Raw genomic sequence first — 13,680 nt, forward strand, 5'->3', positions numbered from 1 at the left:
TTTTAACATATAAAAATCACATTATAGAATCTTTTAAACTATATTGCCGGTAAGAAGGAATGTTTCTGGCGCCCGATAATGATGAGATTGATAACACATACATTATTCAGTACAAGAAAAATTACTGCCATGACATTGAACAAGATGTTCAGCAGCCGTTGGTTTTGTGCAGTGCTATGCATGCTCTTACTGTTTGGCAACAGTGCATACTCCCAAAGCAAGAACCGTTATGTATCAAAATACAGTGAGACGGCGATTGCATTGATGAACGAGACCGGTATCCCTGCCAGTGTGATCTTAGGGATTGCGATGCTGGAATCAGGTATGGGAACCAGCAAAAATGCCCGTATGCTCCACAACCATTTTGGTATTGTGGGCAGCAACAAGTTGCATAAGAAGAAGGGAGTGACCTATCGGTCCCGGTACAGGGAATTTGCATCTGACGATGCGTCTTTCCAGTACTTTGCCAAAATGGTCATGAAGAAGAAGTATTACTCCAAAATGAAGGGGGATACGAAATATAAGGACTGGCTGAAGCATATGAACAATAGCGGATACTCTGCAGCAGGGCATGAATGGGAGAGAAGAGTAGCAGGCATGATCAGCCGATATAAGCTGTACAAACTGGATGAGCAAATGGCTTATTCAAAGAAATAAATTTTGTTAAAAAGACGAATTAAACGCATCTGCCTCTGGTAGATGCGTTTAGTTATGTTAAGGAATAGCGCTATCTTTATTAGCTTTAGTAGACCAATCCAATAATCAGAGTAATTCATGTCTGGCAATAACAAATCTGCCTATCCTTTTTATATCATTACGGGGGCTTTAGTGTGTCTGGTAGCATTATCACAGTTTGACAACATTGTGTCTTACGCAGGGTTCAAAACCCGTTCGCTGGATATGCTGGCGGATCTGCGACCTGATTCTTTACGGAAACAACAAGATGAGGATGCACCAGTCGATAGTTCCATGATACCCCAGATCCCTGACGAAGGAGACTCCACAGAAACTGCTGCTGAACAGGTTGCTGATTCTACCCTAGCTACAGCGATGGCAGACGTTCCGGATCCTGACAATCACCTCGATTTTACTGATTATAAAGGCATTATCAGCTATAACCTGCCTCCGACTGCCGATACGGCAGCTGCCGGGCTCCAGCATTTCCTCGATGCACTGGCCCAGCTGAAACAAGGCAAACGTAAGAAAGTACGTATCGCCTACTTTGGCGACTCCATGATCGAAGGCGACCTGCTTACAGAAGACCTGCGCGATAGTCTGCAAAAAACATTCGGTGGCAGTGGGGTAGGATTTGTGCCGATCACTTCGGTAGTAGCGGGTTTCAGAACCACAATCACACATACTTTTTCCAAAGACTGGAAAGATTACAGTTATAAACAACAGCCACCTGCCAATATCAAACTCGGTATTTCAGGACACACATTTGTACCCGGTAGCAACAGTTATGTACGCTACACGCCGGTACATAAAAAACGCCTGGACAAGTTTGAGCGCGTCACGCTTTTCTATGGTCCTGCCGGCGATGCGAATATCACCATCAACGATAAGGCATATACATTGAAAGAGCAGAATACGCTTAACCGTTTTGTATGGTCACAGGATCCGGCACAGAACAATGTGACGATCAAGTGGGCGGGGGGTACGACTACACCATTTTATGGCGTGTCTTTTGAAGGCGATAGTGGAGTGTATGTAGACAACTTCTCTTTCCGTGGTATCAGCGGGATTGAACTGGGCAAGTTGTCAAAATCACTGGTGCAGGAGATGCAGAGTGAACATCCTTATGACCTTGTCATACTTCAGTATGGCGCTAATATATTGTTCAAACCAAAGTTGACTGACTACAGCTGGTATGCGCGACCCATGAAGAAGGTGATTGATTCTTTGAGAAAAGAGATGCCTGGTACTTCATTCCTGGTTGTAAGCACAGCTGATAAATCATATAAAAATGGTGGTGACTGGGTGACTGCGCCGGGTGTAATGGCCTTACTCAAAGAACAGCATGAGCTGGCTAAGCAGCATGGTACTGCTTACTGGAACCTGTATGCTGCGATGGGTGGTGAGGGTACCATGGCGAAGTGGGTAGACGGTGACCAGGTGTTAGCCCAGAAAGACCATACGCATTTTAACAGACAGGGGGCAGCCAAAGTAGCGGCGCTGCTGTATAAAGCTATGATGGATGAATTTAAGCAGGTGGAAATTCAATAAAACAACATTCTTTGCAGGAATACTTATGTTAACCGCCAGTCTGGCCTCAGGTCAGGCAAACCGGATAGCACAGGATTCCGCACTTTTTAAGTTCTTTGCTTCGCTGGACAGGTCCGATAGTATGGTGGTATCCATACTGCACCTGGGTGACTCTCATATTCAGGCCGGATTTTTCCCTGAGGCGACCGCCTCCCTGCTACAGCGGGATTTCGGAGATGCCGGCAGGGGATGGGTTTTTCCCTGGAACCTGGCCAATACCAACGGTCCTGCCGATTATCGTTGGAACAGCACGGCCAGATGGTCTGCTGACCGTATTATTGACAAGTACAAACCTTCTGTATTAGGACCGGGTGCCATCGTGATCAGTTCTACACAGTCCTCACCGGCACTGGCTTATAACAGGAGAGAAGATAGTAAGGAAAATGATATCAGCCAGGCAGAGTTATTTTATGACGCAGGACCTGAAGAAGCTACGGTTGTAGCGCCGGGAGCAGATATCAATATCTTCGGACCTCCCTTCAGGAATGCAAGTTCTACGGTGAAGGTGGCCACCCTGAATTTTGAAAAGCCGGTACAGAACTTCCAGGTTCGCTGGGAGGATAAGGGCAGTCAGCCTTTTCATTTTTACGGCGCTTTGTTGTTCAATGGTAAGCCGGGGGTACAGTACAATGCTATTGGCATAAACGGCGCCATGTATAGCCAGTACAATGATGCCAACAATACCCTGATCGCACAGATGGATGTATTGAAACCACAACTGGTGATCATCTCTCTGGGTACAAATGAGGCTTACAGTTCGTTGAATGCTACCAATTTCAGGGATCAGATAGATAGTACAGTGGCGGTGATCCGCCGGTATCAGCCAGGAGCGAGTATTTTGCTGACAACGCCACCGGAGTGTAAGAAGGTGAGTAAGCGTGCCTTCAAAAGGAAAGTCGGGAAAAAGTATAAAACCTTTTATAAGATCTCCTATTATCCTAATCCTTACATAGCGGTCGTGACCCAACAGATCATGAGTTATGGTAAAGAGAAAGGGATAGCCTGCTGGAACTTTAATGCGGAGAACAGGTTCAGAAATGCAGAATTCGCAGGCGGTTGGTCGGGGGATCATATCCACTTCAATGTACGTGGATACCAGTTGCAGGGGAAATTACTGTACGAAGCATTACACCAGAGTTATTTAAAATATAAAAAGTACGCTACCGCACACTACAACGTGAATGAAGATGACGATAGAGCTGAATAAAATCATAAGTCTACTGACGTATAATAAGGATAATCCTATCCTGTTTAACAGTGCCTTTTTCATGTATTACTTTGCCGTGTTCCTGCTGTTTTACCTGGCGGCGAGTAGTAATAAACGGGCCAGGGTGGCAGTGTTCACCGTATTTTCATTGTACTTCTTTTACATGGCCTGCGGCATGTATGTAGGGTTGGTATTGTTGTCGGCGGTTGTGGATTTCAATTTGTCCAGGTGGATATACAAGTCAGAGAAAGCCGGGTTCAGGAAGCGGTTGCTTATATTGAGTATCGTGTTGAACCTGGGATTGCTGTTTTACTTTAAGTATACCGACTTCTTTATCGGGATGATCAATGACCTGGAACTTGGGCATATACATCCTTTGAAGTTGTTGCTGCCGATAGGTATTTCCTTCTATACATTCGAGAACCTGAGTTATACCGTCGATGTGTACAAGCGGGAATTTAAGCCTGTAGACGATTTCATGGACTACCTGTTCTTCCTCTCTTTCTTTCCTAAACTGATGATGGGGCCAATTGTAAGGGCGGCGGATTTTATCCCGCAGATAGAAAAGCCATATGTGTTGGATAGGGAGGATATTGGGAAAGGGATGTACCTGATTGTGAGTGGGTTGTTTAAGAAGGTGGTAATATCGGATTTTATAAACCAGAACTTTGTGCAGTATATATTCGATGATCCAAGTAAGCATACGGGATTAGAGTGTTTATTGGGGGTGTATGGATATGCGCTGATCATATATTGTGATTTTTCTGGTTATTCAGATATGGCGTTAGGTATAGCCCGGTGGACCGGGTTTAAGATTCCGCCGAACTTCGATTCTCCCTACCAGAGTAGTAGTATTACAGAGTTCTGGCGCAGGTGGCATATTTCGTTGTCTTCCTGGCTGAGGGATTACCTGTACATTCCTTTGGGGGGTAATCGTAAGGGGAAGGTGAGGCAGTTTGTGAATTTGTTCCTGACGATGTTGATTGGTGGGTTCTGGCATGGAGCGAGCTGGAATTTTATATTCTGGGGAGGGTTGCATGGTACTGCGCTGGCGGTAGATAAGGTGAGGATTGATTATTTGAAGAAGAAAGGCGGCGGGCCTTCCGGTTTTTGGGGAGGTGTGTTGAAGGTCGTGGGGGTATTGGTGACGTTTAATTTTGTGTGTTTCTGCTGGATATTCTTTAAGGCTTCCACATTCTCAGATGCGTGGGCGTTGATACACCAGTTAGTGTATGATTTCCAGCCGGAGGTGTGGTTGGAGTTGTACAATGGGTATACGGCAGTGTTCTGGGTGATGTTGCTGGGGATGTTCCTGCATTTTCTGCCGAAGAAGATGGAGTTGGGGACAGAGAATTTGCTGAGTAAGGTGCCGGTTGTGGGGAATGTGGTGATTATGGTGGTTTTTATTTGGTTGTTGGCGCAGGTGAAGAGTTCACAGACGATGCTGCCGATATATCTGCAATTCTAGTTTAAGTTTTAGTCGCATTTAGGGGCGCCTTTCCGGCGCCCCTAAATGCGACCGCCGCGAAGAGTTCTGGATTTTTCCGAAGGAAAAATCCAGAACTCTTCGCTTATTTAAGAAATTGTTAAATTTTTGCTTTCTTTGCCGCAAATTTCAACTTGAATGCGGCTTAAGCTCCTGCCGATTGTCGGTGTGTTCCTTCTCCTTTCCAGTCTTGCAAAGGCTCAGTTCCTTATGGACATGATTGATACCACCAAGAACCTTGGCAAAGGTATGTTCTCTCTCTACGAGAAATACGACGCCATGCGTTTCAGCGGCTACATCCAGCCTCAATTTCAGCTGGCCCAGGGCAAAGGTATTGAAACCTACGCCGCTGGTAATTTCCCGGATCATGTAAACAATCGTTTCATGGTTCGTCGTGGCCGTTTCCGCCTTGACTACCAGCGATACAATGCCAATCACATGCCCGTGGTACAGTTCGCCTTTCAGTTTGACGGAACAGAAAGAGGGGTATTTATTCGGGACTTCTTTGGGCGGTTGTTCGAAAACCGCTGGGATGTATTTTCTGTTACCACCGGTATGTTCGCCCGCCCGTTCGGGTATGAAATCAACCTCGCTTCCAGCGATCGTGAAACGCCGGAACGTGGGCGTATGTCTCAAATCCTCATGAAAACGGAAAGAGACCTGGGTGCCATGGTCACTTTTGAACCCCGCCGCCAGGATCATCCTTTCCGCTTTATGCGTATAGATGCCGGTGTTTTCAATGGGCAGGGTTTAAATGCCAGCAGTGACTTTGATAGCCATAAAGATCTCATTGCCCGTGTATCTGTCAAACCACAGCGATTGAATGCAGCCAACTGGCTTTTATCGGGTAGTATTTCGTGCCTGTACGGAGGGTATGAACAGTTCACGAGCTACATATATAAAGTAGGTGGCGATGTGTTCAAAGTAGATTCATCTGCTGCCAATGTAGGCAAGATCGCTCCCCGCCACTATTATGGCGCAGATGCACAATTGAAGATCCCTAACGGGAAGAAAAGAGGATTTACAGAGCTCAGGGCAGAATATATTCGTGGGGTACAGACAGCAACGCTCAGTTCTTCTGAATCCCTGTATGCGATTCCTGTGAATGGAACAGTCAATGCGCCGTTATACGTTCGCAACTTTGATGGAGCTTACTTTTACTTTCTGCAGAATTTAGGTTCGCCCAAGGACCTGATAGTATTGAAATATGACTGGTATGATCCTAACAGGGACGTGAAAGGCACGCAGATTGGTGCTACAGATGCCGGTTTTACCAAAGCTGATATTAAGTATAATACTTTCGGCGCCGGTTATGTGCATTATTTTGATGCGAATACAAAGCTGATGTTTTATTATGATTGGGTGAAGAATGAAACGACTGCTTTGAGCGGGTATACGGAGGATGTGAAGGATAATGTGTTTACGTGCAGGATCCAATATAGGTTTTAATATTCAAGCTGGCCGCAGGCCCGTTTGCAAACAAAAAAGCTTTTGCCGCAGGCAAAAGCTTTTTTGTTTGATTGTATTTGTAGTTGTGTATTACTCTCCTGATTCTAATGTAAATCCAAACGTACTACCAATTTCCGGCTTACTGCGGATGTTGATCGTTTGTCCATGGGCTTCTATAATATGCTTCACAATTGCTAATCCAAGGCCGGTACCTCCAATATCTCTTGACCGTGCTCTATCTGTACGATAGAACCTTTCAAACACACGTGGCAAATGCTCTTCAGCCATCCCAATCCCATCATCAGAGATCTCTACCAGCACGCGCTTATCATCCATAATGTAGATACTCGCTACCGTATGTCCATCGGTACGACCGTATTTGATTGAGTTGTCAATTAGGTTAATCAGCACCTGTCTTACTTTTTCTTTATCTGCCAACACATGTATTGGTGCTTCACAGCCTTTCTTCACATTGAACTTAATCCCTTTGGTATTCGCTTTTAGCGAAAGGGTGTCGAATACATCCCTGATCAGCTCCTGTATCACAAAGTTCTCCGCATTAATCGTCATTTCTCCACTTTCCAGTTTAGAGATCTCATCCAGGTCATCAATCAAACGGCAAAGGCGTTCAATATTCTTTGTAGAATTCTTCAGGAACAGCTTATTCACTTTAGGATCATCCATGGCACCATCCAGCAGCGTATGAATATACCCCTGTACAGCGAAGATCGGTGTCTTCAGCTCATGGCTCAGGTTCAACAGGAATTCTTTACGGTATGCCTCGTTTCTACGCAGGCTATCCAACTCTTCTTTCTTTTGACTGGCCCACTTCTCCACATCTTCACTCACCTCTTCAATCGTTTTTAGGGGAAGAATGTTCTTGTTGAAGAACTCTTCTCTCTTAGACGCTTTGGTCTGGTAAATGAATTTATAAATCAGCTTGATCTTTCTGTAGATAAAGTTCTGTAAGGTATACAGATAGAGATAGTAAGACGTGAGGAAGGTGAGCACGAAAGCCGTGGCAATGATCTTCCAGTTACTATCAATTAATACAGTTCCCAACGTGATGACCGTTGCGAGAATCAGTGCGGTAAAACCCGCTAATTTTTGCGGGGAAAGGTTTTTGGCTTTGAACATACTCCACAATGAGTAATGATTATAATACCGGGAAATTAATCCAATTTTTTCACTTGCCATACAAAGGAATTCCTCCGGATAGCTGTTGCAACCTATGATTGCATGAGCTATCCGGCCAGGTTCGGCCTGCTGCCGTTATCAACACAATTTACATTTCGAACTTATAGCCAACGCCTTTTACAGTGGTAATGAGATCGATACCAATTTTCTGGCGGATCTTACGGATATGCACATCTATGGTACGGTCGCCTACGATGACTTCAGTACCCCATACCTGATTAAGGATCTCGTTGCGAAGGAATACGCGGCCTGGTTTAGAAGCCAGCAGTTGCAGTAATTCAAATTCTTTCTTAGCCAGGATAATCTCCTGTCCTTTGTATGTCACTGTAAACTTCTCTCTGTCGATGATCAGGTCACCCAGGTGTACCTGCATTTCTTCGGTCTTGTGCAGACGGCGGAACAATGCATTGATACGGCTTACGAGCAACTTTGGCTTGATTGGTTTTGCAATATAGTCGTCGGCACCCATGTTCAGTCCGTCTACCTCCGATTTTTCATCATTGAGGGCAGTCAAAAAGAGCACCATGGTGTCTTTAAATTCAGGAATTTTTCTGATCTCGCGACAAGTGTCGATACCGTTTTTATTAGGCATCATTATGTCCAGCATAATCAGGTCCGGACGGAACACTTTCGCCTTCTGAATCGCCTCGATACCGTCTTTGGCAGTTACTGTATCATATCCTGCAGACTTAAGATTATAACTGATAATCTCAAGGATATCGAGCTCATCATCCACCACTAAAATCTTACCTGCTACCGCTTGGTCCATCATATAGTTTGACTTTTTTAGACGGCACAAAATTATATCGCCGGCCCCGCTATTAATGAAAAGTTAATATTATCTAATTGTTAATTCGGACGTATGGCACACCCATAGCCGGTATACGGGAAAATTAAGACATATGAATTTACGTCATTTTCAGGGGATTCGGATGGCAGCCTATTCTGTTTTTTTGATATTGGCATTTCCTTCCCTGTGATTACCATTCCATTCGCCACTGAGTTTTTTGATTGCCTGCGACATTTCGGACAGCATTTCGATCTGTGTTTGCTGCATTTCCATCATATCCTGCTGCTGGTGAATGATGAGGTGATCGATTTTTTCATGTAAGATCCTGACTTCCAGCTCGGACTTCAGGTTGATCATATAGTCATTTTTTGCCCTGATCCTGTCCTTTTCTTCCGTACGGTTCTGGCTCATCATGATGACAGGGGCCTGTAAGGCCGCCAGGCAGGAGAGGATGAGGTTGAGAAGGATAAAAGGATAGGGGTCAAAGCCTTTGTTGAAAAGCCAGAAAACGTTGAACGCCATCCAGAGGAGGATAAAGACGAGAAATGAAATAATAAAGGTCCAGCTTCCACCGAATTCGGCAATTTTATCGGCTATCCGCTGACCGAAGGTGAGTGGTTTGCCATCGCCGTCCTCCAGTTTGTCTGTAAGTGTGTCGTGGTCACGAAGCTTTTCGATGACGGTTTTCTCCATTTCGGTAAGTTCTCCGATTTCCTTGGCGAAGAGGTGCTCGAAATAGTGTTGCCTGTATTTGTTGAGCTCAGAGAGGGAGATCTTTGATTTAATGCTGAGGTTGGGATGGTCCTTGCGGATCAGGTCGAGGACTGACTTACGAACATTACGGCAATGGATCTTTTCATTGGCTGGGAATTCTTTGCCTGAAAGATCGCTGATGAAGTTTTGCATAAACAAAGCGGATTTCCGGAATGAAGGTACTAAAATTACAATAGCATCCTCCACCGGGGTGAATTCCCCCCTGAGATACTATTGCTGTAGGCAGAAGTATCTCAGGAGCGATTGGTGGCTCAATCCGAGGGGGCCAATGCGCAGAACTCCCTCATTGTAGGAAATTGGTAGTAAATTTGCTATACTAGCCTTTATTAAGCATAGTTGTATTGATGAAAAAAATTATAATAGTCCTGTTAATGATTGTCTGTCAAGGCAGTCTGGTTCATGCACAAAGTACTAAGAAGATAGACATCCCTATCGGACGTATCGGATTCCATGATAATATCGACAAAGAACAGGCAGCAGCACTAAAATTTGATGGCAAGGCGGACGACCTGGTAAAGGTGTCGGATGATCAAACGATCAACCTACAGGTAACCAATGCCCTGATCAGGCAGGTGGATGATATGCAAACCCAGATAGAACTGGATTCTTCACTCGATCATCGTTTGAAAATCAAGTACCTGTCAGGGCTATATGTTATGCTGCACGATTATAATGTGAAACGTGCTTACCATAAAATACAGGCTGAAGAAGCCCCTGTTATGGTAGAAGCTTACAGGAATATGATGGCTGCCGATATCAAAGGGCAGAGCATCAAACCTTACCTGCAGGACCTTTCGTTCGACGCAGGTGAGAAAATGATCGAAGTATTCAAGGATAACCCTGGTTATAAAGACGCCAGGGAAATACTTTTTGGTAAATATGCCTTCAATCACCTTGAAACTGTGATGACAGAGATTTCCGGTTACCTGGAATACCCTATCACCGACTCCGTGATTGCAGCAGTAGCACGTAAATATCCTAACCAGGTATTGACTTACGCTACTTCGTACACACCGATAGCAGCCAGCATTCGTAAGAACCCGGATCCGATTGTACAGCAGATCGTAGCCATCGGTAAAACGAGTCAGCCTACCCTGATCCTGCCATTCATCGATGAACTGATGGCCGGTACTACTACCGTGGATAAACTCACGACTGTAATCAGTAACGAAGACCTTTACTTCAAACAACTGGTGAAGAGCGCCATCGCTTTGCAACACCGCCGTAACAACGGAGAACAGGTACTGGGTCTGAAAGCGATGATGGAGAACCTGCAAGCCAAGTCCCTCCGCTATATCCGCGAAGTGGATGACCTGCATGAAGAGCCTGCTAATGTACGTTTTGCCATCGTTAAGAACTTTACACCAGAAGAACTGTATTACCTGATCATAAACGGTCAGGAAGAGTTATATACTTCCAGTTACACCAACCATAACAACGCAGGTCTGTACGACCAGATGATGGCGCGTATGAAACCGCCGCGTGGTGATAGTTTGCTGATGCTGGTAGAATTTGACCGCTTTAAGAAATTCATCGCTATGGCGGCTGGTTATAACACCCTGGATAACTTCCTGAAATCCATGGATCCGGCAAATGCCAACTACCTGATGAAGAAATATGTGAGCAGCCTGGAGAAAACAGAAGACCTGGAAGATGCAGTGGATGTGGCTAACTCATTCGGTAGTATCAGAGATACAAAGCTGCTGGCTTTCCTGCGCGAAGAGGTTGCTAAGAACTATGCTTACCTGTCTAAGAAAAAAGATAGAAGAGGGATGGTGATCTATGAACTGCTGGGTAGTCTGTTCGACACTGAAACAGAGAAGACCAGTGATTCTTCCAAAGCGTCTGAAATGGCGACCAAGCTGAAACTGCCTCCCATTAACTTCGTGACTTATAATAGTCTGCTCAATGACAGCGGCAGAATTATACAACAGGTATTTTTCTATGGAGATAAAGATGGTCATGACTCTTATGTAAGCTTTATGGGCAACTTCCCATCCGGTGAGTGGAGAGTGACTAAGGGTAAATACTGGACAGTGATCACTTCTATCAAGGGAAAGCCAATTACTATCTATGCGAACCTGCCACTGGAAGAGCCGGCGGATAAGGAAGCGATTGAAAAGCTGAGTGAGTACCTGGATGAAAATGATATTCATCCGACTGTGTTCATTCACCGTGGGCATAGTTATCATGTGAATACTACGCTGGATAATTTGCAGGCGACTGCTAAGATAGTGGTATTGGGGTCTTGTGGTGGTTATCATAACCTGGCTATCGTGTTGGAGAAGTCACCTGAGGCGCATATTATTTCTTCCAAGCAGGTGGGTACCAGGTTTGTGAATGAGCCGATCATTCGTCAGTTGGATGAAACGCTGAGAGTAGGAAAGAATGTGGATTGGGTGGATATGTGGAGTGTATTGGCTAAGAAGTTTGCAGGCGATGCGAGGAATAAGGAGTTGTTTAGTGATTATGTGCCGCCCCATAAGAACCTGGGGGCGATATTCATAAAGGCGTATAAGCAGATAATGAAATACGAGAAATTATAATAGAATGCAAAAGAAAAGCTCCTGCCGCCGGCAGGAGCTTTTCTTTTGTGGGGCTACCATGAACGCTTCTGCTGCTGCAGAACCGTTCATGGTAGATTATTCCTTAAAAAAGCTGTAGGTTTGCTTACTGTAAAGCGATATCAGGGTGGAAAAATCAGCGGAAAAGAAGAAAGTATTCGATGTCAGTCTATTAAGGCGCATATTCAGTTTCACATTTCCTTACAGACGTTCCTTTTACATTTCAATGTTTTTGACGGTATTACTGGCAGTGATCTCGCCTATGCGACCCTACCTGATCCAGCTTACTGTCGATAAGTACATTGCCAATCAGATGATGCAAATGTTGATTACCATCTCCATCATCCAGGTTGGTTTATTGTTGTTGGAAACCGTATTTCGTTTCTACTTTTCGTACCTGACCAACTGGCTGGGACAATCGGTGGTGAAAGATATGCGTGTAGCAGTGTACAAAAAGATCGTTCATCTTAACCTCGCCTTCTTCGACAAGACCCCCATCGGCACGCTTACCACCCGCACCATCAACGATATTGAAGCCATCAACGATGTATTTTCCGAAGGATTGATTTCCATCATCGCAGATATGCTCATGATCGTAGCTATCCTGGGTGTGATGTTTTACGAAGACTGGCGTCTCACGCTGATCAGTCTGTCTCCATTCCCGATCCTGATCATTGCCACATATATCTTCAAGGAAAGCGTGAACAAGTCATTCTTCCGTGTTCGAAATGCGGTGGCAGCATTGAATGCATATGTGCAGGAGCACCTGACAGGGATTGTGATAGTACAGGCATTTTTCGCAGAGAAAAGAGAGTTTGCACGGTTCAAACAGATCAATAAAGAACATAGACAGGCCAACGTAGATGCGATCTTCGCCTATTCGGTTTTCTTTCCGGTAGTAGAAATTATCCTCGCCATCTCCCTTGGATTAATGGTGTGGTGGGGTGCAAATAAGGTACTGAATTACGAAGTGACACAGGGGGTGATGATTGCCTTTATTATGTACCTGAACATGCTGTTCCGTCCATTGCGTATGCTGGCAGATAAGTTCAATACCTTGCAGATGGGGATGGTAGCCAGTGAACGTGTGTTCAGGATCATGGATAGCGACGACTATATTCCTGATAATGGACAGGAGAGTGCTGCGAAGATGCGCGGTGCGATCACGTTTGATCATGTCTATTTTGCTTACAAGGACCAGGAATATGTATTGAAGGATATCAACTTCCACGCAGAACCGGGTGAGACAATTGCCATTGTAGGGCATACGGGTTCAGGGAAGACGACCATCATCAGTATCCTGAATCGTTTGTACGAGATTCAGCAGGGAGCTATCCGCATAGACGGGACAGACATCAGGGAGTATGGCCTGCAGTCGTTGCGCAGCAAGATTGGGGTAGTACTACAGGATGTATTTCTCTTTGCCGGGTCCATTTATGAAAACATTACACTCCGTAACCCCGACATTTCAAGGGAGCAGGTAGAGCAGGCTGCCCGCCTCATCGGTATGCATGAGTTCATTATGCAGTTGCCGGGAGGGTATGATTATCAGGTGATGGAAAGGGGAAGTACCCTTTCACTGGGACAACGTCAGTTGATATCATTTGTAAGAGCATTATTATATGACCCTGCTATTCTGATACTGGATGAAGCCACGTCATCAGTAGATACGGAGTCTGAAATGTTGATCCAGCGTGCTATCGATAAATTGATTTCCGACCGTACTTCTATTGTGATTGCACACCGTTTGTCTACCATCAGCAAGGCAGACAAGATCATTGTGCTGGACAAAGGAGTGGTGAAGGAAATGGGTTCACATGAAGAGTTGCTGAAGCTGGAAGGGTTCTATTTTAAACTGCATAGTATGCAGTTTAAACAGCCGGATACGATATAAAGAATTAACCCCGTTTTTTGTTATTTTTAGTTAAATAAACTCCCCTACCTATTT

Annotated in this window: 10 protein-coding genes; 7 read left to right on the top strand and 3 right to left on the bottom strand. The window is 45.0% G+C overall.

All coding sequences use genetic code 11. The features are described from left to right. Nucleotides 1–129 precede the first annotated feature (129 nt). The 5 genes from SIO70_RS07385 to SIO70_RS07405 all read left to right on the top strand — a co-directional run bounded on the left by SIO70_RS07385 (nt 130) and on the right by SIO70_RS07405 (nt 6,407). A complete protein-coding gene (locus SIO70_RS07385; protein ID WP_320580303.1) occupies nt 130–657 on the top strand; it encodes a glucosaminidase domain-containing protein in 528 nt (175 codons plus the stop codon). A 117-nt stretch (nt 658–774) separates the two neighbouring features. Beyond that, on the top strand, nt 775–2,226 hold the full coding sequence (locus SIO70_RS07390) for a hypothetical protein (RefSeq protein ID WP_320580304.1): 1,452 nt from the start codon (nt 775–777) through the stop codon (nt 2,224–2,226). Next, nucleotides 2,198–3,472: a GDSL-type esterase/lipase family protein gene (locus SIO70_RS07395; RefSeq protein WP_320580305.1), complete on the top strand. Its 1,275-nt coding sequence runs from the start codon at nt 2,198–2,200 to the stop codon at nt 3,470–3,472. The genes SIO70_RS07390 and SIO70_RS07395 overlap by 29 nt, the downstream gene beginning before the upstream one ends. After that, on the top strand, nt 3,447–4,940 hold the full coding sequence (locus SIO70_RS07400; RefSeq protein ID WP_320580306.1) for an MBOAT family O-acyltransferase: 1,494 nt from the start codon (nt 3,447–3,449) through the stop codon (nt 4,938–4,940). The genes SIO70_RS07395 and SIO70_RS07400 overlap by 26 nt, the downstream gene beginning before the upstream one ends. 156 nt (nt 4,941–5,096) lie before the next feature. Continuing rightward, nucleotides 5,097–6,407, top strand: coding sequence for a porin (locus tag SIO70_RS07405; RefSeq protein ID WP_320580307.1), 1,311 nt, complete (start codon nt 5,097–5,099; stop codon nt 6,405–6,407). Nucleotides 6,408–6,497: 90 nt separating this feature from the next. Here the strand turns inward: SIO70_RS07405 and SIO70_RS07410 are convergent, their stop codons facing one another. From SIO70_RS07410 to SIO70_RS07420, 3 genes are all read right to left on the bottom strand, one after another. Then, a complete protein-coding gene (locus tag SIO70_RS07410; RefSeq protein ID WP_320580308.1) occupies nt 6,498–7,604 on the bottom strand; it encodes a sensor histidine kinase in 1,107 nt (368 codons plus the stop codon). Nucleotides 7,605–7,692: 88 nt separating this feature from the next. Further along, complete coding sequence (locus SIO70_RS07415) at nt 7,693–8,376, bottom strand: response regulator transcription factor (RefSeq protein ID WP_083724043.1); 684 nt, start codon at nt 8,374–8,376, stop codon at nt 7,693–7,695. Between the two features lie 168 nt (nt 8,377–8,544). Then, complete coding sequence (locus SIO70_RS07420; protein ID WP_320580309.1) at nt 8,545–9,300, bottom strand: DUF1003 domain-containing protein; 756 nt, start codon at nt 9,298–9,300, stop codon at nt 8,545–8,547. Between the two features lie 239 nt (nt 9,301–9,539). Here SIO70_RS07420 and SIO70_RS07425 point away from each other — a divergent pair, with 239 nt between their 5' ends. Both SIO70_RS07425 and SIO70_RS07430 read left to right on the top strand, forming a co-directional pair. Continuing rightward, nucleotides 9,540–11,714, top strand: coding sequence for a hypothetical protein (locus SIO70_RS07425; RefSeq protein WP_320580310.1), 2,175 nt, complete (start codon nt 9,540–9,542; stop codon nt 11,712–11,714). 145 nt (nt 11,715–11,859) lie between these two features. Beyond that, nucleotides 11,860–13,626 carry an ABC transporter ATP-binding protein gene (locus SIO70_RS07430; protein ID WP_320580311.1) on the top strand — a complete coding sequence of 589 codons (1,767 nt, stop codon included), beginning with the start codon at nt 11,860–11,862 and terminating at the stop codon, nt 13,624–13,626. Nucleotides 13,627–13,680: the final 54 nt, after the last annotated feature.

Source organism: Chitinophaga sancti (assembly GCF_034087045.1).
GTDB lineage: Bacteria > Bacteroidota > Bacteroidia > Chitinophagales > Chitinophagaceae > Chitinophaga > Chitinophaga sancti_B.